Origin of the sequence: Aeromonas sp. Y293-4 (assembly GCF_027705905.1) — a bacterium.
GTDB classification, from domain to species: domain Bacteria; phylum Pseudomonadota; class Gammaproteobacteria; order Enterobacterales; family Aeromonadaceae; genus Aeromonas; species Aeromonas veronii.
In genome coordinates this window covers 1-22,244 of record NZ_JAPDCI010000009.1, presented here as the reverse complement: position 1 = coordinate 22,244, position 22,244 = coordinate 1, and the positions used below count along the sequence as shown (strand labels likewise).

General features: G+C 57.6%; 19 protein-coding genes and 1 other annotated feature. Of the genes, 10 read left to right on the top strand and 9 right to left on the bottom strand.

All coding sequences use genetic code 11. The features are described from left to right. Positions 1-202: 202 nt before the first annotated feature. Positions 203-1,825, top strand: a complete 1,623-nt coding sequence (locus OKC31_RS11675; RefSeq protein ID WP_270656997.1) for an acyl-CoA synthetase — start codon at positions 203-205, stop codon at positions 1,823-1,825. 85 nt (positions 1,826-1,910) lie between these two features. Here the strand turns inward: OKC31_RS11675 and OKC31_RS11670 are convergent, their stop codons facing one another. After that, entirely contained in the window at positions 1,911-3,200 is a 1,290-nt protein-coding gene (locus OKC31_RS11670; RefSeq protein WP_270656995.1) for a sensor domain-containing diguanylate cyclase, read from the bottom strand. A 360-nt stretch (positions 3,201-3,560) separates the two neighbouring features. On the opposite strand from OKC31_RS11670, the gene OKC31_RS11665 reads away from it, so the two are divergent. Further along, a complete protein-coding gene (locus tag OKC31_RS11665) occupies positions 3,561-5,027 on the top strand; it encodes a KAP family P-loop NTPase fold protein (protein WP_270656993.1) in 1,467 nt (488 codons plus the stop codon). Between the two features lie 33 nt (positions 5,028-5,060). On the opposite strand, the gene hisIE is transcribed toward OKC31_RS11665, so the two are convergent. From hisIE to hisG, 8 genes are read right to left on the bottom strand one after another with little or no spacing between them, the layout of a single operon-like run. Continuing rightward, entirely contained in the window at positions 5,061-5,711 is a 651-nt protein-coding gene (hisIE, locus tag OKC31_RS11660; RefSeq protein WP_270656991.1) for a bifunctional phosphoribosyl-AMP cyclohydrolase/phosphoribosyl-ATP diphosphatase HisIE, read from the bottom strand. Then, positions 5,704-6,477: an imidazole glycerol phosphate synthase subunit HisF gene (gene hisF / locus OKC31_RS11655; protein WP_043820204.1), complete on the bottom strand. Its 774-nt coding sequence runs from the start codon at positions 6,475-6,477 to the stop codon at positions 5,704-5,706. Before hisF ends, hisIE begins: the two co-directional genes overlap by 8 nt. After that, on the bottom strand, positions 6,477-7,238 hold the full coding sequence (hisA, locus tag OKC31_RS11650) for a 1-(5-phosphoribosyl)-5-[(5-phosphoribosylamino)methylideneamino]imidazole-4-carboxamide isomerase (RefSeq protein ID WP_159163663.1): 762 nt from the start codon (positions 7,236-7,238) through the stop codon (positions 6,477-6,479). Before hisA ends, hisF begins: the two co-directional genes overlap by 1 nt. 5 nt (positions 7,239-7,243) lie before the next feature. Beyond that, positions 7,244-7,885: an imidazole glycerol phosphate synthase subunit HisH gene (gene hisH, locus OKC31_RS11645; RefSeq protein WP_043820199.1), complete on the bottom strand. Its 642-nt coding sequence runs from the start codon at positions 7,883-7,885 to the stop codon at positions 7,244-7,246. Next, positions 7,885-9,024 carry a bifunctional histidinol-phosphatase/imidazoleglycerol-phosphate dehydratase HisB gene (gene hisB / locus OKC31_RS11640; RefSeq protein WP_247822753.1) on the bottom strand — a complete coding sequence of 380 codons (1,140 nt, stop codon included), beginning with the start codon at positions 9,022-9,024 and terminating at the stop codon, positions 7,885-7,887. The genes hisH and hisB overlap by 1 nt, the downstream gene beginning before the upstream one ends. 15 nt (positions 9,025-9,039) lie before the next feature. Then, a complete protein-coding gene (hisC, locus tag OKC31_RS11635) occupies positions 9,040-10,110 on the bottom strand; it encodes a histidinol-phosphate transaminase (protein WP_247822754.1) in 1,071 nt (356 codons plus the stop codon). After that, the gene (hisD, locus tag OKC31_RS11630) at positions 10,107-11,432 is read right to left on the bottom strand and encodes a histidinol dehydrogenase (protein ID WP_270656989.1); all 1,326 of its coding nucleotides are present in this window, start codon (positions 11,430-11,432) and stop codon (positions 10,107-10,109) included. The genes hisC and hisD overlap by 4 nt, the downstream gene beginning before the upstream one ends. A 12-nt stretch (positions 11,433-11,444) precedes the next feature. Continuing rightward, positions 11,445-12,341 carry an ATP phosphoribosyltransferase gene (gene hisG, locus OKC31_RS11625; protein WP_071910208.1) on the bottom strand — a complete coding sequence of 299 codons (897 nt, stop codon included), beginning with the start codon at positions 12,339-12,341 and terminating at the stop codon, positions 11,445-11,447. 24 nt (positions 12,342-12,365) lie between these two features. Then, positions 12,366-12,494 (bottom strand) — a sequence feature (His leader region). Between the two features lie 187 nt (positions 12,495-12,681). Between hisG and OKC31_RS11620 the strand changes: the two genes are divergently transcribed. From OKC31_RS11620 to OKC31_RS11585, 8 genes are all read left to right on the top strand, one after another. After that, entirely contained in the window at positions 12,682-12,927 is a 246-nt protein-coding gene (locus OKC31_RS11620; protein WP_005336755.1) for a hypothetical protein, read from the top strand. A gap of 67 nt (positions 12,928-12,994) precedes the next feature. Beyond that, a complete protein-coding gene (locus OKC31_RS11615; protein ID WP_005345619.1) occupies positions 12,995-14,914 on the top strand; it encodes an ATP-dependent DNA helicase in 1,920 nt (639 codons plus the stop codon). A 90-nt stretch (positions 14,915-15,004) separates the two neighbouring features. Next, on the top strand, positions 15,005-15,706 hold the full coding sequence (tsaB, locus tag OKC31_RS11610; RefSeq protein ID WP_005336751.1) for a tRNA (adenosine(37)-N6)-threonylcarbamoyltransferase complex dimerization subunit type 1 TsaB: 702 nt from the start codon (positions 15,005-15,007) through the stop codon (positions 15,704-15,706). A 110-nt stretch (positions 15,707-15,816) separates the two neighbouring features. Beyond that, positions 15,817-16,332: a Slp family lipoprotein gene (locus OKC31_RS11605; protein ID WP_041202708.1), complete on the top strand. Its 516-nt coding sequence runs from the start codon at positions 15,817-15,819 to the stop codon at positions 16,330-16,332. Positions 16,333-16,340: 8 nt separating this feature from the next. Further along, complete coding sequence (locus tag OKC31_RS11600; RefSeq protein ID WP_270656988.1) at positions 16,341-17,219, top strand: alpha/beta fold hydrolase; 879 nt, start codon at positions 16,341-16,343, stop codon at positions 17,217-17,219. Positions 17,220-17,417: 198 nt separating this feature from the next. Next, on the top strand, positions 17,418-19,094 hold the full coding sequence (gene fadD, locus OKC31_RS11595; RefSeq protein WP_270657041.1) for a long-chain-fatty-acid--CoA ligase FadD: 1,677 nt from the start codon (positions 17,418-17,420) through the stop codon (positions 19,092-19,094). A gap of 108 nt (positions 19,095-19,202) precedes the next feature. Next, the gene (gene rnd, locus OKC31_RS11590; protein ID WP_270656986.1) at positions 19,203-20,315 is read left to right on the top strand and encodes a ribonuclease D; all 1,113 of its coding nucleotides are present in this window, start codon (positions 19,203-19,205) and stop codon (positions 20,313-20,315) included. Between the two features lie 153 nt (positions 20,316-20,468). Beyond that, on the top strand, positions 20,469-22,202 hold the full coding sequence (locus OKC31_RS11585) for an SIR2 family protein (RefSeq protein WP_270656983.1): 1,734 nt from the start codon (positions 20,469-20,471) through the stop codon (positions 22,200-22,202). Positions 22,203-22,244: the final 42 nt, after the last annotated feature.

Here is a 22,244-nt window from a genome sequence, read left to right as displayed (position 1 = left end):
CGGCATTGGCGGGGGTTCGCTTGCCCGTACTCGCACCGAATACCTCTTCCGCTCTTCCTCTAAGACGTTTTGCTAATACCTGCCGCCGCAGGCTCACTGTTAGGCTGTCATTCCCATAAGAGACCAGCGGCGGGCAGGATGCCCATGTCGCTTGTTGATCCCGGAACTGCCCGTTTTGTGCCACTTGTGAGGAAGGAATCCGATGACAGTGCAGAACATCTATGAGCGCGACCTTGCCAAAACCGCCGCCAATTTCGAGGCCCTGACCCCCATCAGCTTTTTGGGGCGGGCGGAGCGGGTCTATCCCGACTATCCGGCGCTGATCCACGGCCCGCTGCGCCAGAGCTGGGGCGAGACCGCCCGCCGTTGCCGCCAGCTGGCCTCGGCCCTGCGGCTGCGCGGTATCGGGGAGGGAGATACCGTCTCCATCGTTGCGCCCAATATCCCGGCGATGTTTGAAGCACACTTCGGGGTGCCCATGAGCGGCGCCGTGCTCAACACCATCAATACCCGGCTCGATGCAGAGTCGATGGCCTTTATCTTCCAGCATGCCCAGAGCAAGGTGGTGCTGGTGGACAGGGAGTTCGGCCCTGTGGTGCGCAAGGCGCTGGATCTGCTGGAGCGCCAACCGCTGGTCATCGCCATCGACGATCCCCTTTACCGGGAAGGGGGGCTTGTCAGTGAACTGACCTATGAGGCCTTTATTGCCACTGGTAACGGCGATGAACCCGGCTGGTTGCCAGAGGATGAGTGGCAGGCGATCTCCCTTAACTACACCTCCGGCACCACCGGCAACCCCAAGGGAGTGGTCTATCACCATCGCGGTGCCCACCTCAACGCCATCAACAATGTGCTCTCCTGGGAGCTGCCCAAACATCCCGTCTATCTCTGGACCTTGCCGATGTTTCACTGCAACGGCTGGTGCTTCCCCTGGACGCTGGCGGCCACCGCCGGGGTGAGCGTCTGCCTGCGCCATGTGCAGGCAGACGCTATTTATGAGGCGCTGCACGAGCACAGGGTGAGCCATTTTTGCGCGGCGCCCATCGTGCTCAATATGCTCAACAATGCCGATCCGGCGCTCAAGCGGGGGCTGGATCACCCCATCAAGGTGATGACCGCTGGCGCTGCGCCGCCCGCCACCGTGATCGCCGGTATGGAAGCGATGGGGATCGCCGTGACCCACGTCTATGGCCTGACCGAAACCTATGGCCCCTGCGTGTTGTGCGAGCCGCAAAGAAGTTGGCAAGGGCAGGATGCCACGGCGCTCTCCCGCCTCAAGGCGCGCCAGGGTGTTGCGTCGCCTCTGCAGGGGGAGATGCGGGTTATCAACCCGGTCAGTGGCGAACCGGTGGCCAAAGATGGCAAAACCATGGGGGAGATAGTGCTGCGCGGTAATGTGGTGATGAAGGGGTATCTGAAAAATCCGGCGGCCAGCGCCGATGCGATGGCGGAGGGGTGGTTTCGCAGTGGCGATCTGGCGGTATGGCACCCGGATGGTTATGTGGAGATCAAGGACAGATCCAAGGACATCATCATCTCCGGCGGGGAGAATATCTCCAGTCTGGAGGTGGAGGACGTGCTCTATCGTCATCCGGATGTGGATGAAGCGGCGGTGATCGCCATGCCCGATGAGAAGTGGGGGGAGGTGCCCTGCGCCTTCGTGAAATTAAAAGAGGGGCGAGAGACCACCCAGGCGGAGTTGATCGCCTTTTGCCGGGAGCAGATGGCTCACTTCAAGGCCCCCAAACGCATCATCTTTACCCCGTTGCCCAAGACCTCGACCGGCAAGGTGCAAAAATTCGTGCTGCGCAAACAGTTGGGGTAGCAGCCTGTTCGTAAGGAGCCAGCACAGCCATTCATAGGGGGGAGATACAAGGGGTCTGGAGGGCTGCTGGCCCTCCCGTTGGTGGCTAGGGGGTTTTGCAGGCGACGCAGTTGCGGCCGCTCTGTTTGGCCTGATAGAGCATCTGATCGGCGCGGGCGTAGAGGCTATCCATCAGCTCCCCTTCGCCATTTTCCACCAGTCCGGCGCTGATGGTGATGACCAGCTTATCCCCATCGGGCAGGGGCAGCGGGCTTTGCATCACCTGCAGGCGCAGCCGCTCGGCCAGAGATGCGGCGGCCAAGAGGGTGGTGTTGGGCAGCAAGATGGCAAACTCGTCACCGCCGATGCGGGCCAGCACATCTTCGCTGCGCAGCACTGATTGCATCACTCTGCCCAGATGCACCAGCGCGCTATCCCCAAGGGGGTGACCGAAGCGATCGTTGATGCACTTGAACTGATCCACATCCAGCACCATCAGCACCGAGGTGAGGTGGTGGCGCATGTCCAGACTGAGGTTCTTCTCGCACAGTTCGAAAAAGAAACGGCGGTTGTAGAGACCTGTGAGGCCATCGCGCACCGACTGCTGGTGTAGCTGCTCCTTGAGCTGATGCAGTTCGGTGATATCTGAGGAGATACCGATCAGGGTGGGGGTGCCATCCCCCAGCAGAAAGGGCACCTTGACCGACCAGTAGTAGTGCTGATTGCCTTCGGGATCGGTCAGCATCTCTTCCCCGGCTTGCAGCTCACCGGTTTCGAATACCCGGTTGTCCAGCCGCCACAGCTGGCAGGCGCTGGCAGCCGGGATCACCTCATCATCTCGCCGGTTGATGATCTGCTCGGCAGGAAGGCCCAGCAGATCGGCGACCTTTTGGTTGACGTAGAGAAAGCGGTGCTGGCTGTCCTTCATATAGATATGGGCATCCACGTTGGCGAGGATGATTTCCAGCAGCTGATGCTGCTCCGCCATGCGGGCCTCAATCAGCTTGTGTTCGGTGATATCGGTGGAGATGCCGCACAGGCCGATCAGGTTGCCATCCTTGTCATGGATGGGCTTTTTAACGGTCCAGTAGCAGCGCTTTTCCCCGGTGGATTTGAGGTAGTTGATCTCCTCCTGGGCGATGGCGAGCTGCTGCTCCAGTACCAACCGGTCGTTGCGTTGAATGGTGTCGGAGAATTCGAGATCAAAAAAGGCCCGATCATCCTGCCCCTGCAACTCGGCGAGGGTGCAGCCAAAGAGATCCAGCACCGCCTGATTGGCATAGGTGTAACGGCCCGCCAGATCCTTGGTAAACATGTAGGCGTCCGTCTCGTTGAAGATGGCTTTGAGGTGATCCAGCTCATGCTGTAACTGGATAGAGAAGGGTTCATCCTTCATGGGGCTAGCCATCCTTGGGTCGCTACGATGGGTCGGTTGAACAAGACGCGCAACAGAGATCAACAGTTTTAAATAAAGCACCGAACAGGTCAGGTTTCGCGTTTATTTCCGCAAGTTCTGCGCCATGTCACACGATTGTCATCGTTGGTGTGGTCAAAGGAAATCAACTGAGTCCGTGACTATTCAGATAACCGTTTCCTCTGTATCGACCCAGTTTTGTTGGCCAGTTGCAGAGAAATTAACCAGCAATAAAATACGCCACTCCGAGTGGCAGAAAGGGCAACAAACAGGTCTTTAATCAAACTATTTTCACTGTGTCCTTGATATCATCCTCAGCAACGCAATATGGAGAGACACGAGATGGCAGTGGCACCGTTTAATTGGGATGACGCAGTTCAGTGGGACGGGCCGGGGGCCATTGCGGGTAGCGAAGAGATCTTGAGTGCCGATCGGCTGGATCGCGCCCGCTATGCCGAATTTCTGACTAAATACCTCGCCGCCGAAGGCAAGCAACGCAACTATGTGCTCAACCTCAATGCCGAGTGGGGGGCGGGTAAAACCTGGTTTATCAAGCGCTGGTATATGGAGCTGAAAGCGCACTATCCCACCGTCTATATCGATGCCTGGCAGCAGGACTTTTCCGATGATCCTTTATTGACTGTGATTTCATCGATTATCGACCAGTTAAAAATGATTGCGGGAAAAGAAAACCCGATTCCAGAAGGGATGCGTCAGCGGCTGCTTGGATTATTTAAGGTCGGCGGCAAACTGGCATTGAAAGCGGCAATCAAGAAGGCTGGATTGGAAGAAGATGATTTTTCTCTGGAAGGGGATGATGCCAATCAACTGGTAGATGCCTTATGCAGCAATCAGAAAGAGCGTTATGAATCTATCCAGTATCTTAAACAAGAAATTAGGCAATGGGTGGAAGGTGCTGTTGGATTAGGTAATGGAGAGCTTGATTATCCCACTTTTATTTTGATTGATGAACTGGATCGCTGCCGCCCTTCTTATGCGGTAGAAATGCTTGAGACAATCAAGCATATATTCGATATTCCCGAAGTGGTTTTTGTACTGGCCACGGATACTGAGCAGTTACAGCATGCTATCAAGGTCATTTATGGTGAAGGATTTCATGCATCTGCTTATCTAAGACGTTTTTTTAGGCGGCAATTTTCCTTAAAGGAAATATCAAAAGCGTCATTCATTGAAAGCTACATGACTATTGATGATGCATCATGGGAGAACCTTTTCCCAAGATTTAAAACAATAAGCGAATTTTCATTGTTGCTATCCGTGCTCGCAGATGCCTTTGGTCTTCAGCTTAGAGATATTGAGCAATACATAGACAAAGTAAAGGCGGCAATATCAAATTTTAGTGATGATTTTGATTTAGTGATTTTTTCTATACTTCTTTTAGCCAAAGAGCATGAGCCTGACTTATATAGGCAGATAGTGAATTTAGAACTATCACTTCGAAATGAAGATAAAAATTCAATGTCGAACATTGGATTCTACAAACGGGTAAAAGTTAATATTTTATTGTGCTTTAACTTGCCTTCAGTGAATAATGTAGGTGACTATTTAAAAGCCGAAATAAGTATATCTAAATATATAGGTTGTTTCTTTTATTCTATCAGGAACAAAGCACAATTAGTCGCAGAAAGGGATGCTGTTGCGATAGATGGGGTATTGAGGCAACATTCTATAGATTCATTCTCAATCGCTAGCAAAGAGGAGACTCTATTAGCCTATCATTTGGCAAATCAAAGCATCAATATTAATGACTATAAAGATCTTGTTGAGTTGGCTTTCTATTTAAAATAGAAATGGGCATAAGCCCATTTCTTGATAGGAATATTATTTTTGATGCCGCTCATAAAGCCGCTGAACGACATCCTTTAATCCGAGTCCTTCGTTTTGCAGCAGTACGGTCAGGTGGTAGAGCAGATCGGCGGATTCGTTGATGAGCTCCTCCCAATCCTTGGCCATGGCGGCCAGCGCCACTTCCACACCTTCCTCACCGACTTTCTGGGCGATGCGCTTGGTGCCCTTGCCATAGAGGCTGGCGGTGTAGCTGGTGGCCGGATCGGCCCCTTTGCGGGCTGCCAGGATCTGTTCCAGCTCTGCCAGAAAACCGAGGGGCGGCAGCGGGTGACCATGGAAGCAGGAGGTTGTCCCTTTGTGGCAGGTGGGGCCGACGGGGTTGGCGGCGATCAGCAGAGAGTCCTGATCGCAGTCGGTGCTGATGGCCACGAGTTGGAGCACATTGCCCGAGCTTTCACCCTTGGTCCAGAGCCGCTGTTTGCTGCGGCTAAAGAAGGTGACCTGACCGGTGGTCTGGGTCTTTTCCAGTGCCTCACGGGTCATAAAGCCCTGCATCAGCACCTCGCCACTGGCGGCGTGCTGGACGATGGCGGGGATCATGCCATCACATTTTGCCCAATCGAGCTGATCGGCAAGGGGGCGCGCGCTGGCGGTGGTTTGTGCATTTTCAGAGAAATTATTCACGGATGGCGACTCCTTCGGTTTTCAGCCAGCGTTTCAATTCGGGAATGGGGATAAGGCCCTTGTGGAACACAGAAGCGGCCAGCGCCCCATCCACATCGGCGAGGGTGAAGGCATCGCGAAAGTGCGTCATGGCACCGGCGCCGCCGGAGGCGATCAGCGGCACCTTGCAGACGCTGCGCACCAGCTTGAGCTGGTCGAGATCATAACCCTGACGCATGCCGTCCTGATTCATCACGTTCAGCACGATTTCACCTGCGCCGCGCTTTTGCACCTCCTGCACCCAGTCGAGGGTGTGCCAGGCGGTGGTGCGGGTGCGGCTCTCGTCACCGGTAAACTGTTTGACCTGATAGTGGCCCGTGTCGGCGTCGAAGTAGGAGTCAATGCCTACCACCACGCACTGCACGCCAAAGCGCTCGGCCAGTCGGCTGATCAGGGTCGGGTCGGCAAGGGCAGGGGAGTTGATGGAGACCTTGTCGGCACCAAATTCCAGGATCTGGCGGGCATCTTCCACGCTTTTAATGCCACCGGCAACGCAGAAGGGGATATCGATCACCTCCGCTACCCGGCTCACCCAGCTCTTGTCCACTACCCGCGCATCGCTGGAGGCGGTGATGTCATAGAACACCAGCTCGTCAGCGCCCTCTTCGGCGTAGCGGCGCGCCAGCTCGACAATGCCGCCCATCACCTCGTGGTTGCGAAATTGCACCCCTTTGACCACCACGCCATCTTTCACGTCGAGGCAGGGGATAATGCGTCTTGCCAGCATCAGTTGCCTCCTGTGGTATCGGCTGCGGGGGCTTGCCAGCAGGCGATGGCGTCACCTACCGAGAACTTGCCCTCCAGCAGGGCGCGGCCAAGGATGATCCCCTTGACGCCGGAGCCCTTGAGCGCCTCGATATCCGCGATGCCGCCAATGCCACCGGAGGCCTGAAAGGCGACGCTCGGGTAGCGGGCGCAGAGATCCCGATAGAGCTCGACGTTGGTGCCAGCCAGGGTGCCGTCACGGCTGATGTCGGTGCAGAGCACATGTTTGAGCCCGGCGGGGAGGAAGCGCTCGATCAGTGCCTCGATGGTCACGCCGCTGTTCTCCTGCCAGCCCGCCACCGCGATATGGCGATTGCCCTGTGCATCGATATTGACGTCCAGCGCCAGCACGATCTGCTCGGGGCCATATTTCTCCATCCAGCTCGCTACCAGATCCGGGGATTTGACGGCGGTAGAGCCAATCACCACCCGGCTGGCGCCTGCTGCCAGCAGATCTGCAACATCTTGCTCCGTACGCACGCCGCCACCGACCTGCACCGGCGCCTCGGTGGCCGACAGCAGTTGGGTCAGCAGGGGCAGCTGGCGCGCCTTGGCATCCTTGGCACCGTCCAGATCCACCAGATGGAGCTGCACCGCCCCCTGGGAGACATATTCATCGAAGCGGGCCTGCGGGCTGCTGCTGTATTCGGTCTTCTGCTCGTAATCCCCCTGATAGAGGCGAACTACCTGACCATTGATAAGGTCAATTGCTGGAATGATCATGCTAGTCACAGCTCCAGAAAATTTTGCAGCAAACGGGCACCGGCTGCGCCTGAGCGCTCTGGGTGGAATTGGGCGCCGAAGAAGTTGCTGTGCTCTGCAACCCCACCGACGATGGCGGTAAACGGCTGGCCGTAGTCGCAGGTCGCCAGCGTCGCTTCGGTCACCTCCAGCGCATAGGAGTGGACGAAGTAGAAGTAGCTGCCGCTCGAGATCCCCTTGAGCAGAGGATGGGTCTCGTCATGCTCAATCTGGTTCCAGCCCATATGGGGCAGCCGCAGATTACCGACCTCCATCAGCCGGATCTTGCCCGGCACTATGCCAAGGCAGTCGATGAGCCGCTCTGGCGAACCCTCTTTGCCCATGCTCTCTTCGGAGGCCTCAGCCAGCATCTGCATACCGAGGCAAAAGCCCAGCAGCGGCTGCTTGGCGGCGCGAATGAGCGGTACCAGCTCGCGTTCGTTGAGGTTCTTCATGGCGGCCACCGCAGTGCCGACACCGGGCAGGATCAGCTTGTCCGCCTGCTCGATATCGGCGGCCTGGCTTGAGACCAGCGGCTGCACGCCGAGGCGTTCGAACGCCATTCTGACCGAGGCCAGATTTGCACAGCCGGTATCGATAATGACCAGCTTCTGCTTGCTCACATCCATCACAGCACTCCCTTGCTGGAGGGGAGCTCGCTCCCTTCCACCCGAATAGCCTGACGCAGGGCGCGGCCAAAGCCTTTGAACAGCGCCTCCACCTGATGGTGGGTGTTGCCGCTGCCCACCTTCATCTGCAATGTGATGGCCATGGCGTCCGACAAAGAGCGGAAGAAGTGGGGCACCATCTCGGTGGCCATCTCGCCCACGTTGTCTCGGCCAAAGCCGCTCGGGCAGTCGAACACGAAGTAGGGGCGACCGCTCAAGTCCAGCGCTGTGCTTACCTCCTGCTCGGTCAGCGGGCGCGCATCGATCACCGCCTGCACCTCGTCCATCGCCAGCACGAAGCCGAAACGGCCGATACCGCGCTTGTTGCCAAGGGCCTGACGCAGTGCCTGACCCAGCGCCAGTCCGACGTCTTCCACCGTGTGGTGATCGTCGATATGCAGATCGCCACTGACGTTCAGCTTGAGCTGGAAACCGGCGTGGGTGGCAATCTGATCCAGCATGTGATCAAAGAAGCCGATACCGGTGGCGATCTGGTTGCCACCGCTCTTGCTTGTGGCAGAAGGGTCCAAGTCCAGCGCCACTTGAATGCGGGTCTCCTTGGTGTAGCGCTCCACCGAGGCTACGCGGCCCTTATTTGGACTGAGAACAGCGAGCAGCTGATCACGGATGGCGAGCCAGTCGTGATCCTGCGGGTGGTAGCGAATACCGCCAATGCCCATGTTCTCGGCCAGCTGCAGATCGGTCTGGCGATCGCCAATTACAAAGGAGTTGGCAAAGTCGATGCGACCGGAGGCGAGATACTCCTTCACCAACCCGAGGTGGGGCTTGCGGCAGCTGCAGCCGTCGGTGGGGAAGTGCGGGCAGATCAGCACCTGTTCCCACTTCACCCCTTGCGATTCGAACAGATGCATCATCAGGTCGTGAGGCGGTTGGAAGTTCTCAAGCGGCAGGCTGGCGGTGCCCAGCCCGTCCTGATTGGTCACCATCACCAGCACATAGCCGGCGGCCTGCAAGTCGCGCAGCACCGGAATGACCATGGGCTCGAAGCGCAGCTTGGCGAGGCTATCCACCTGCTTGTCGGTCACCGGCTCTTCAATCAGGGTGCCGTCGCGGTCGATAAACAAAAACGGGGTCTTCATCGCTACATCCTTGTCTTACAAAGTGGGAGAGGGCAGATCACGCAGTACCGCCAGCACGGCATCCATCTCGCCCTGATAGCCGATGGTGACGCGAATGCTGTTATCCAAGCCGGGTTTGGTCGAGAAATCCCGCAGTATGATGCCGGCGGCCTTCATGGCAGCAAAGACGGCGGCGCCATCCACAAAGCGCACCAGCACGAAGTTGCCCTTGTCTTCGAATACTTCCCTTACGCAGGCAAGCGTTGCCAGCTCTGCCTTGAAGGCGGCTTTTTGCTTGTTGAGCTCTATTACTCGCTCGCGCATCAGTTCCAGCCCCATTGGGGAGAGGGCCTGCGCCGCGATCTGGGCGATGGGCTCGGGGATGGGATAGGGGGCGATCACCTTGGCCAGCATGGCGATCACCTCGGGGCTTGCCAGCGTAAAGCCACACCGGATCCCCGCCATGGCAAAAGCCTTGGAGAGGGTGCGGGTCACCACCAGATTGGGGAAGCGGGCCAGCAGGTCCACCACGGACGCTTCCGGGCAGAACTCGATATAGGCCTCGTCCACCACCACGATGGCGCGATCCCGGGCTTTTTCCAGCAAAGCGATAAGGCCGTCACGCCCCACCAGATCCCCGGTAGGGTTGTTGGGGGAGCAGAGAAACACCAGTTTCACATCAGACAGACGGTCCGCGATGGCGGGCCAGTCCGGCTGGCGGCTGGCGGTAAGCGGCTGCTCGACGATGCCGACGCCACAGGTCTCGGCGCTGATGGCGTACATGCCGTAGGTGGGCGGGCAGATGAGGATCTGATCTTCACCCGCTTCGCAGAAGGTGCGGATCAAGAGCTCGATGGCCTCGTCGGCACCGCGGCTCACCAGCACCTGATCGGGATTGACCCCGGCATAGGCGGCATAGCCGTTCACCACCTCGGCCGGTTGGCACTCGGGGTAGCGGTTGAGGCGGCTTCCCTCGATGGTGAAGGGATAGGCCTGCGGCGCCTCGTTGGCGTTGAGCCAGACGTGGCCCTTGCCGCCGATGCGGCGAGCGGATTGATAGGGGGTGAGGGCCCGCACCACGCGGCGCGCCAGATTGGCAATGCTCATGACAAATCCTTCTGCTGTGCTGTTGGTTGGGGCGCGGCGGCCAGGGCGTTCAATCTCAGCGTCACGGCATTTTTGTGGCCATCGAGCCCTTCGGCCTCTGCGATGCGCTCGACAATGGGGCCAAGGCCACGAATACCTTCGGCGCTCAGCTCCTGCACCGTGTAGCGGCGCTGATAATCGGCAAGGCCCAGGCTCGAGCAGGTGCGGGCATAGCCATAGGTTGGCAGGGTGTGGTTGGTGCCGCTGGCGTAATCGCCGACCGACTCGGGGGTCCATGCTCCCAGAAAGATGGAACCGGCGTTCTCGAGTTTATCCAGCAGATCACGCGGAGCTCGGGTCTGCACGATCAGGTGTTCCGGCGCGTAGGCGTTGGAGATGGCACACGCCTCGGCCAGATCGTCACAGAGGATCACCAGACTGCTGCCGAGCGCTTGGGCGGCGATATCGCGCCGAGTCAACTTGGCCAGCTGGCTCTTGATCTCCCCTGCGATGGCATCGGCCAGCAGCGGCGAGGTGGTGACCAGCACCACCTGGCTGTCGGGGCCATGCTCGGCCTGGGAGAGCAGATCTGCTGCCACGAAGGCGGGGTTGGCGCTCTCGTCGGCAATCACCAGCACCTCGGAGGGGCCGGCGGGCATATCGATGGCAGCGCCGCGCCAGTCGCGGGAAACCTGCCCCTTGGCTTCGGTCACATAGGCGTTGCCCGGGCCGAAGATTTTGTCCACCTTGGGGATGCTCTCGGTGCCGTACGCCATGGCGGCGATGGCCTGGGCACCGCCGATGGCGAACACCTTCTCGACGCCGCAGGCGCGGGCGGCAAACAGGATCTCGTCGCTGGCGGGGGACGGGGTACAGAGCACCACTTCACGGCAACCGGCTAAGCGTGCCGGAATGGCCAGCATCATCACGGTGGAGGGGAGCGGTGCGCTGCCCCCCGGCACATAGAGGCCGACCCGACTGATGGGTTGGGTGCGCAGCTCGCACACCACCCCGGGCTGGGTTTCCACTCGCACCACTGGCTGCAGTTGCGCGGCATGGAAGGTGCGAATATTGGCAATGGCCGCTTCGATGGCGCTTTTTATCTCGTCATCCAGTCGTGCGCAGGCTTCCTCGATTTCGGCTTCGCTGACGCGCAACTGCTCACGGGGGGCGCGCTCGAAGCGCAGGCTCAGCTCGCGCAGGGCCTCGTCGCCACGGCTGCGTACCGCGGCGATAATCTCTTTGACCACGGCGCCGATATCGGCCTCGTCATTGAGGGCGGGGCGGGTCAGCACGTCGGCCTGCTGGGCAGGGGAGAGGGTCTTCCAGATCAGGGTCTGCATGATATCCCTTCCTTATTCCATCATTTTTTCGATGGGCAGCACCAGAATGGAGCTGGCACCGAGGGCCTTGAGCTGCTCCATGGTCTCCCAAAACAGGGTCTCGCTGGAGACGACGTGCAGGGCCACCTGATTGGTGTCACCGGCCAGTTGCATGATGGTGGGGCGCTCGGCACCCGGCAGCAGATCGGTGATGGCATCGAGCTTGTCTTTGGGGGCGTGCAGCATGATGTATTTGCTCTCGCGGGCCTGCTGCATCCCCTGAATGCGGGGCAGCAGTTTGTCGATGAGCTTCTGTTTGGCATCAGACAAGGGGTTGGGGGCCTGGACCAGTACCGCCTTGGAGCGGTAGATCACCTCCACCTCTTTGAGGCCATTGGCTTCCAGCGTCGCGCCGGTGGAGACCAGATCGCAGATGGCATCAGCCAGGCCCGCTCGGGGTGCCACTTCCACCGAGCCGCCCAGCATCACGCTCTTGAAGCCGAGCCCCTTTTCGTCAAAGAAGCGCTTGAGCAGCCCGGGGTAGGAGGTCGCGATGCGCTTGCCGGCAAGGCTCTCTGGCCCTGTGTAGGTCACATCTTCCGGCACCGCCAGCGAGAGGCGGCAGCCACCAAAGTCCAGCTGCTTGAGGGTTTTGACCTCGAAGGGGAGGCCTTGTGAAGCGCGAATAAGCTGCACCTCTTCCAGCACGTTCTCGCCGATGATGCCAAGGTCAACCACCCCTTCCATCACCAGACCCGGGATGTCGTCATCACGCACCCGCAGGATATCGATGGGCATGTTCTCGACATGGGCGATAAGGCGCTGCTCGCGCAGGTTGATCTTGAGGCCACAGCTCTTGAACAGGGCTTGGGAGTCCTGGCTCAGACGACCGGACTTTTGCATGGCGATACGCAGACGTTGTGTTTCCATTGCTCGATTTCCTTCTAGTCAAAAACGAAAAAACCCTCGGAAGTGGGTGCTTCCGAGGGTTTATGAATCTTGCGGTCCTTTTGGAAGTCACCAGTTAAGTGTCTTCCAGCAGTCAACCTCCTGAAAGACTAGTCGGGATGATGATGGTGGTGATGAGTCTTCAGGGTGGTGAACTTCATGTAATCAATCCTTTACAAAATAAGATGTCGTAATTGACGCCTGATTTAAACTACCTGCCTTGACAGAAAATGCAACCCGAAATTGTGATTTGATCGATTAAAGTGGCGAAAACGGTTTTCTGGTCGATAACTAGACAATAACCCCTGCAGGAGTCGCCATCATGCCCAGCCAGGACCTGTTGTTCCCCATTTTGCCCCGGGCGCCCGCTGCGCCCGGCAGCGAAGAGATCAAGCGGGAAGTGAACCAGATCAGCAAAAAGCACCAGCTGCGCAAGACCAGCACTGACAACAGTGACTCCCAGCAGCGCCAGCAGGCGTATAGCACGCCCGCCAAGCGTGATCAGCCCAAGGCGGAGGAGGGCGATCACAAGCCGGACCCCGAGCATCAGATCGATCTGTTCGTCTAGGCAGATTATCTGTCCCGCTTTTGCCGCGCTTTTGGCATAATGGCCGCTTTTGCTGCGGGACGCCCTTTTGACCATCCAGACCCTGTTCAAGCCAGATGGCCCTCTGGCCAGCCATATTGACGGTTTTAAAGCCCGCGCTCCCCAACTGGAGATGGCCGAAGCGGTCGCGCGCGCCATCAAAAGTGGTGGCCGTCTGCTGGTGGAGGCGGGGACCGGTACCGGCAAGACCTACGCCTATCTGGTGCCAGCGCTGGAGTCCGGCAAGCGGGTGGTGATCAGCACCGGCTCCAAGAACCTGCAGGAGCAGCTCTTCTATCGGGATCTTCCGACCATCACAGGGGCGCTCTCCTACACCCCACCGGTGGCCCTGCTCAAGGGACGCAGCAACTATCTCTGCATCGAGCGGATGAACCGGCTCTTGAGCGAATCCCATCTGCAAAAGCCTGAAATCCTGAACGATCTGGTTAAGGTCAAATCCTGGTCCACTGCTACCGATAACGGCGATGTGGGGGATATTCCGGGATTGCAGGAGAACGCCGAGATCCTCGCCCACGTCACCAGTACCAACGACAACTGCCTCGGTCGCGACTGCCCCTATTACGATGACTGCCATCTGGTGGTGGCCCGACGCCGCGCCATGGATGCCCAGGTGGTGGTGATCAATCATCACCTCTTCTTCGCCGATATGGCGGTGAAAGACACCGGATTTGGCGAGTTGGTGCCGGAAGCACAAGTCTATGTATTTGATGAAGCCCATCAGCTGCCGGAGATCGCCACCAACTACTTCGGCAAGTCGGTGGGCAGCCGAACGATTCAGGATCTGGCGCAGGATATCCAGCTGGCCTATCGGGCAGAGGCCCACGACATGGCCCAGCTCGGCAAGGCGGCGGACCGGCTCGCTATCGCCAGTCAGGATTTGCGGCTCGCCTTCGGGGTGGATGGCGGTCGCGGCAATACCCGCGACATGCTGCGCCAGCCGCTTTGGGGGCAGGCTTTGGCTCGTCTCAACGATGCCATCGGGCTCTGCTACGAAGTGCTCAAACTGGCTCTCGGCCGGGGTGAGCAGCTGGATCACGCCTTCGAGCGCATCAGTGAACTGCGCACCCGTCTTGGCGAGGTGCTGGCGGTTAACCAGACCGGTTTCTCCTACTGGTACGACTGCTCACGGCTTCATTTCACCCTCAATCTGACGCCGCTGTCGGTGGCCGAGCGATTCAGTGCCGAGGTGCAAAGACCAGAAGTGGCCTGGGTCTTCACCTCCGCCACTCTGACGGTGGATATGCGTTTTGATCACTTCAAGGCCGAGCTGGGTCTGGCGGGTAGCGCCGAGCTGATCCTCGACAGTCCGTTCGACTATGGCGAGCAGGCGCGGCTCTGTGTGCCCCGTTATCTACCGGAGCCCAACGCCTTTGGCCGTGGCGAGCAGCTGGCCAATCTGATGATCCCCCTCATCAACAAGACGCCGGGGGGCTGTTTCTTCCTCTGCACCAGCCATCAGGTGATGCGTCAGGTAGCCGAGGTGCTGCGCCGGGAGATTGGCCGTACCGTCTTGTTGCAGGGGGAGGATAATAAGCAGCGGCTGCTCAAGGAGTTTGTCGAGAATGGCCGTGCCGTGCTGGTGGCGACCAGCAGTTTCTGGGAGGGGATCGACGTGCGAGGGGCGGCGTTGTCGTGTGTTATCATCGACAAACTGCCGTTTGCCAGCCCCGATGATCCGCTGCTCAAGGCGCGGGTGGATGATTGCAAGCTCAAGGGGGGTGATCCCTTCGCCGAGCTGCAGTTGCCCAAGGCGGTGATTGCCCTCAAACAGGGGGTGGGGCGGCTTATTCGTGATCGCAGTGATCACGGTGTACTGGTGATCTGTGATCCCCGAATGGTCAACAAGCCTTACGGCGCCACCTTTATCAAGAGTCTGCCCGCCATCCCTCGCACCCGGGAGTTGGGAACGTTGGGGAGTTTTTTCGATCGCACTGAACGCGGTGAATAAGTGTGCCGCCAGCTAACAGATTTGAACAACGGGTGAGCATATCTCGCTTGCCGGTTATGTAATTGACTGATTTTATAGAGATTGGAAAGCATGAATGAGTTGAAGATCCTGGCCGTTGATACCGCCACCGAAGCCTGCTCCGCCGCCTTGCTGGTGGGTGACAAGCTGTTCTCCCGCTGGGAGGAGGCGCCACGGGATCACACCCGAAAAATCCTGCCCATGGTTCAGGCTGTGTTAGAGGATGCCGGGATAAGTTTGAGTGACCTCGATGCCATTGCGTTCGGCCGCGGCCCGGGCTCCTTTACCGGCGTGCGGATCGGCATCAGTGTGGCGCAAGGTCTGGCGTTTGGTGCAGGTGTGCCGCTGATTGGCATCTCAACCCTGGCCGCCATGGCGCAAGGCGCCTATCGACTGGATGGCGCCGAGCAGGTGCTGACCGCCATCGATGCGCGGATGAACGAGGTCTATTTCGGCCGCTATGAGCTGATTGATGGCCGCATGCAGCTGGTGGGGGACGAGGTGGTGAGCGATCCCGTGGCGCTGGTTGACGTCCGTGGCAAGCTGGCGGGTCGGGTGACCTGCGTCGGCACCGGTTTTGAAACCTATGGCGAGACCCTGAGTGGTCTGGCCGATGAGCTGGCGGTGAGCCAGGTACGTTTCCCGGCGGCAGAGGACATGCTGCCGCTGGCCCGCGCCGCCTGGCTGGCGGGGGAGGCGGTGCCTGTGGAGCAGGCGACGCCGGTCTATTTGCGTGACAAGGTGACCTGGAAAAAACTGCCGGGTCGCGAATAAGGGCAGGAGCACTGACGTCATGTCGCTCATCAGCTGCAATATAAGCGGGTGGCCCCTACGGGCCACGCCGGCAACAGGAGAGTGACATGATGCGTAATAGCAGAAGCGACATGATGAAACGCGGGATGGTGGTCGGGGCGCTGGCCCTGCTGCTCGGGGCCTGCAGCTCGGTTCCTAAAGAGCTGGCCTATGAGCCAGAAAACCAGCTGGTGGCCTATCAGCCCGCCCTTGGCGGGATGGAGGGCAAACCGGCCCGCTGGAGCGGCGTTATCTCGGCGGTGCACAACAAGGCGGATCAGAGCGTCATTGAAGTGGTCTATTTGCCGCTCAAGTCCAACGGCGTGCCGGAGCAGACCGAGCAGAGCCCGGGCCGTTTTCTGGCCATCATGAAGGGCTTTGTCGACCCGACCCTCTATGCCAAGGGGCGCAGCCTGACGGTGCTTGGCACCATAGGCAAACCGGTTGATAGCCAGATTGGCGAGCACAAGTACCGCTTCTCTGTGCTCAATGTGACGGGCAGCAAGCTGTGGCCGCCAGTCAAAGAGGTGGAGGTACGCTATATGGACCCCTACTTCTATGACCCCTTCTATGATCCCTTCTGGCCGAGACGGCCGCTGCGTCGCTAAGGCTTGCCATGATCAACAGCATCAAAAGCACTCTGCACGAACGTCTGCTCACCTTGGCAGATGGTCGGCAGGTGGCCCTGCTTGAGAATCAACTCGCGGATCAGGCTCAGCAGGGCAAACCCCTGCTGATTGCCCTGCACGGCTGGCTCGACAACAGTGCCAGCTTCTTGCCGCTGGCGCCGCATCTGGGGGATTTTCACCTCATCTGTGTCGATCTGCCGGGGCACGGTCACTCCGATCACAAAACCACCCCTTATGTCTTTGTCGACTGGCTGGACGATCTCTACCAGATCGTGCAGGCGGCAGGGTGGTCGCGCTTCACTCTGCTCGGTCACTCCCTCGGGGCGTTGATCGCATCCGCCTATGCCGGGGTGTTCCCCGAACAGGTGGAGCGGTTGATCATGCTGGAGGGGCTGGGGCCGCTGAGCCAGCCCGATGAGGAGGTACCTGCCCAGCTGCGACGTGCGATTTTAAACCGCAGTCGCACCCGGGAGCGCAGTGCTAACGGCTTTGCCTCCATCGATGAAGCCGTGGCTGCTCGTTGCAAAGTGGCGGTTATCACGCCGCAGTCGGCGCGTCTTATCTGTGAGCGGCAGCTTGAAGAGCGGGCAGGGCGCTGGCACTGGCGCAGCGACCCCCGTTTGCGGGATCTGTCGCCCCTGAGAATGAGCGAAGGACAAGCTCGGGCACTGATGGCGGCTATCCGTTGTCCGGTGCTGTTGATTCAGGGGGAGCAGGGCTTTGCTGCGCTTGAAGCCCAATGGCAGGCCCGTCAGGATGCCTTCCAGCAGATCGAGCGGGTCATATTGGGTGGAAACCACCATTTTCATATGGAAAATTCGGTTGATACGGCCGTTTGTATCGTAAAGTTTTGTCAAGTTCGGTAGAATCGCCAGCTTTCAATAATTCCAGGTTTGTTTTCTCCCTCACATTTTTCTGTTGTTAATTTGCTGTTAATTGATGTTGCACTGTGTAAATATGTGCGGCATTAGAGCATCAGCTTAAAACAACCGATTAAAATGGATGTGAACCGGGACGGAGGCAACACAGTGAGCGCACAGGTGCTAGTTATGCAGGAGAAGTTTGTGGAAAAAGTCTGGCTGAAACGTTATCCGGAAGGGGTCCCCGCCGAGATCAATCCAGACCAATACAGCTCCCTGGTCGAGATGTTCGAATCCTCGGTGACCCAGTTTGCCGATCAGCCCGCCTTCGTCAACATGGGCCAAACCATCACCTACCGCCGGCTGGAAGAGCAGTCCCGCGCCTTTGCTGCCTACCTGCAAAACGAGCTGAAGCTGGAGAAAGGGGATCGGGTTGCGGTGATGATGCCTAACCTGCTGCAATACCCCATCGCCGTGTTCGGCATCCTGCGCGCCGGCATGATCGTGGTCAACGTCAACCCGCTCTATACCCCGCGCGAGCTGGAGCATCAGCTCAAAGATTCCGGTGCCAAAGCCATCGTCATCGTCTCCAACTTCGCCCATACCCTGGAAAAAGTGGTCTACGAGACCCCGATCAAGCACGTTATCCTGACCCGGATGGGTGACAACCTGGGGCTGGCCAAGGGCACCCTGGTCAACTTCGTGGTCAAGTACGTCAAGAAGCTGGTGCCGAAATACAATCTGCCCCACGCCACCACCATGCGTCAGGCCCTCTCCAAGGGGCGTTTCCTGCAGTACATCAAGCCGGAGATCACCAACGACGATCTCGCCTTCCTGCAGTACACCGGTGGCACCACCGGCCTCTCCAAAGGGGCCATGCTGACCCATCGCAACATGATTGCCAACGTCGAGCAATGCCTCGGCGTCTACGGCCCCATGCTGGAGCGCGGCAAGGAGTTCGTGGTCACCGCGCTGCCGCTCTATCACGTCTTCGCCCTGACCGTGAACTGCCTGCTCTTTATGCGCATCGGTGGTTACAACCTGCTGATCAGCAACCCGCGCGACATCCCAGGCTTTGTCAAAGAGATCAAGAAGTACCCCTTCACCTGTATTACCGGGGTCAACACCCTGTTCAATGCGCTGGTCAACAACGAAGAGTTTCAGGGGATCGCCTTTGACAAGCTCAAGCTCACCATCGGCGGCGGCATGGCAGTGCAGCGCGCGGTTGCGGAGAAGTGGAAGACACTGACCGATACCCCGCTGCTGGAAGGCTATGGCCTGACCGAGTGCTCACCGCTGGTGAGCGTCTGCCCCTACGATCTGACTGATTACAACGGTTCCATCGGTCTGCCGGTCTGCTCTACCGAGATCCGGCTGGTGGATGACAACGGTCAGGTGATCCACGCCCTCGGCACCCCAGGCGAGATGCAGGTGCGCGGCCCGCAGGTGATGGTTGGCTACTGGCAGCGTCCCGAGGCGACCGCCGAAGTGATGCAGGATGGCTGGCTCTGTACCGGTGATATCGCGGTGTGCGACGAGCAGGGCTTCTTCAAGATCGTTGACCGCAAGAAGGACATGATCCTGGTCTCCGGTTTCAACGTCTATCCGAACGAGATCGAAGATGTCGTTGCCCTGCACCCGAAAGTGCTGGAAGTGGCCGCCGTCGGTGTGCCACACAAGGTCTCCGGCGAGTTGGTGAAGATCTTTGTGGTCAAGAAAGATGCAAAATTGCAGGAGGACGAGATTATTGCCCACTGCCGCAAACATCTGACTGCCTATAAGGTGCCGAAACTGGTAGAATTTCGTGACGAACTTCCCAAGACCAATGTGGGCAAGATCCTGCGGCGCGTACTGCGCGACGAGGAGATTGCCAAGCAATAACCGGACTGCGGCTGCAGAATCTTCTGCAAACCAGCACCGTCGTTATGCAAAACCGTGGGTCATCCCACGGTTTTTTCTTTTTGGCCCTGATCAACCGCGCAGGCACAGATGCACTATCAACTTATCACTCAGCAAGACGAACTTGAGCAGTATCTCGCTTCTCTGGCCGACGTTCCCCTGGCTATCGATACTGAATTCGTTCGCACCCGTACCTACTACCCCCAGCTTGGCCTGTTCCAGATCTATGACGGCGAGCATCTGGCGCTGCTGGATCCGCTGACGCTGGATCTCTCCGCCCTCTGGCAGCGACTGGGCAGGGGAGGGCAGATCGCCATCCTGCACGCCTCTGGCGAAGATCTGGAGCTTATCCAGCATCAGGCGGGCCACTTGCCCAACCAGATGCACGACACCCAGCTTGCTACTGCCTTTCTCGGTTACGGCGTCTCGGTCGGCTTTGGTGCGCTGGTAAACGAATTCCTTGGGGTCGAGCTGGAAAAAGATCAGGCGCGCACCGATTGGCTGGCCCGCCCGCTTACGCCACGTCAGCTTGAATACGCGGCAGCGGATGTCTTCTACCTGATGCCGCTCTACGAGAAGGTGATGGCCAAACTGCGGGAAAGCGGCAAGTTTGCCTGGTTCGAGCAGGAGTGCCAAAACCACTCCGCCCGCAAGACCCAGGGCAGCGATCCCCGTCAGGCATATCTCGATATCGTCAACGCCTGGCAACTGGGTCGCCGCGAGCTGGCCATTCTGCGCGAGCTGGCCGCCTGGCGCCAGCAAGAGGCGGTGCGCCGGGATCTGGCCCTCAATTTTGTGGTGAAAGAGCTGCACCTGTTCAAGGTGGCGGAGCGTCGTCCTGCCTCCCTGCGGGATCTCAACGAGCTCGGCCTATCGCCCATCGAGATCAAGATCCACGGCAAGCGGATGCTCGATATCGTCGCCAAGGCGCAGCAGAGCGATCCTGATTGCTGGCCCGAGCCCATTCGCCGGCTGGTGGACTTCCCCCAGTACAAGGCCGAGCTCAAGCGCATCAAAGCCATGGTGGAAGAGAAGGCCAAGGCGAGCAATATTCCGCCCGAGCTGATTGCCAGCAAGAAGATCATTCACCAGTACTTCACCTGGAGCTGGCGGATGAATGACGAAGAGCGGGCCCGCAGCGACAAACCCATGCTGCTGCAAGGGTGGCGTCATGAGCTGGTCGGTCACCTGCTGGCACAATAAGCCACCAGACGGTTGCACCTATAAATCAATCCTCACCCTCGGGTGGGGATTTTTTATTGGACGAAAGCTAGAAATGGGTTCGCCGATCGAGGGAGGTATTGCGGTACCATATTCCAGTCAATCCACCGTATCTACTGGATAGGAAACAGGAAAATGCAATTTATCCCCAATGGCCCCGATATTCCCAATGAGCTGCTGCATGCCCATGAAGAGGGACGTGTGTTGTTTTTTTGTGGGGCGGGCATTTCCTATCCAGCGGGTTTGCCTGGATTCGGTGAGCTCGTTATTAGGATGTCAAAGCATGCAGGCGAGCCATTAGATAGGTCTGAGCAAGACATGGTCACACAGGGTGGACTTGATCGCGCAATCGGACATTATGAGAAGCGTATTCAAGGCGGGAGAGCTGCGGTACGTCGTGGTTTACCATCCTGCCTGACTGCTGATTTATCAAAGCCACGAGCTCTCACTACTCATCTTGCTTTGCTGACTCTTGGCAAGGATAAAAAAGATAACCTGAAACTCGTTACCACTAACTTCGATACCTTGTTTGAAAAGGCGGGGAAATCACCGATAACCATTCATCAGGCCCCACCCTCCCGATCCCGTTGGAATGGAGTGGTGCATTTGCACGGACGTATGCCAGATTCAGCCTCGGAAGAAGACCTTGATCAGCTGATCTTGTCTGATGGCGATTTTGGACAGGCATATCTTACTGAAGGTTGGGCAGCTCGGTTTGTCGCTGGCCTATTCAGAGATTACACACTCTGTTTTGTCGGTTACAGCATTGATGATCCTGTATTGCGATATATGACCGCCGCCCATGCATTGGATGGTTCACGGAAGATTTTTGCTTTTGCATCCTATAAACGTGATGAATTGGATATCACGAAGCAGAAATGGCAAGACAAACATGTCATCCCTATTATGTATGACGATGTAAATTATCATCGCATGTTACATCAGACTTTGCATGTATGGGCATCTATATATCGTGATGGTGTAAGGGGCAAGGAGCGATTAGTTGCTCGGTATGCATATAAGCAACCCAATCAGAGTTCGTCACAAAACGACTTTGTTAGTCGAATGCGATGGGCTTTAGCCGATCCATCAGGCTTGCCCGCCAAATGCTTTGCCCAGCTTAATCCGACTCCATCACTGGACTGGCTTGATGTATTTACCAGCAAATGTTTTGGTCACAATGATTTAACATGTTTTGGTGTGCAACCGCAGGGTAAAATAAATGAAAGCTTGAGCTTTAGCTTGCTACAACATCCTGCTTCCTATATGTCTGCGCCAGCCATGAGTGTGGTTACAAATGGCTTGTCAGGCGATTGGGATGAAGTGATGCCACCTTTGGCATATTGGCTTACTCGCCACTTGGGGAACCCAAAATTACTACTTTGGGTTGTCTCAAATGGAGGTCAATTGCATAGACGATGGCGGAGGTTAGTGGAAAATGCCTTATCCCGCTTTGATTCAATGATGTGTGACGGTCAGTTTATCGAAATTGACGAAGTCAAGGATCAGTCACAGTATGCAATTCCAGACCCTATGATGCGCACCTTGTGGCGTCTGTTGCTGCTTGGTCGGATAAAGTGTTCAGATTGTGATGGCAATATCTTTCAGTGGATGTCGCGCCTGGGGAGAGAACCATTAAATTTGATGTTACGTTTGGAATTGCGAGAGTTACTTGCGCCAAAAATAGGATTGAAAAAAACATATTACTTAAGTGGTGACAAAACGAACCAAGAGCCAATAAATGTTAGAGCTCAGGTAGATTGGGCGCTTGTGCTTGCCACAGATGATGTGAGGTATGCGATTCCACATGATGTAAATAACCAACAATGGAAAACGCGAATTCAACTTCGAAGTGCAATTCCCGATTAAAAATCAGGCTGCTTTCAGAAGTTCGTCAAAAACCACCTGTGG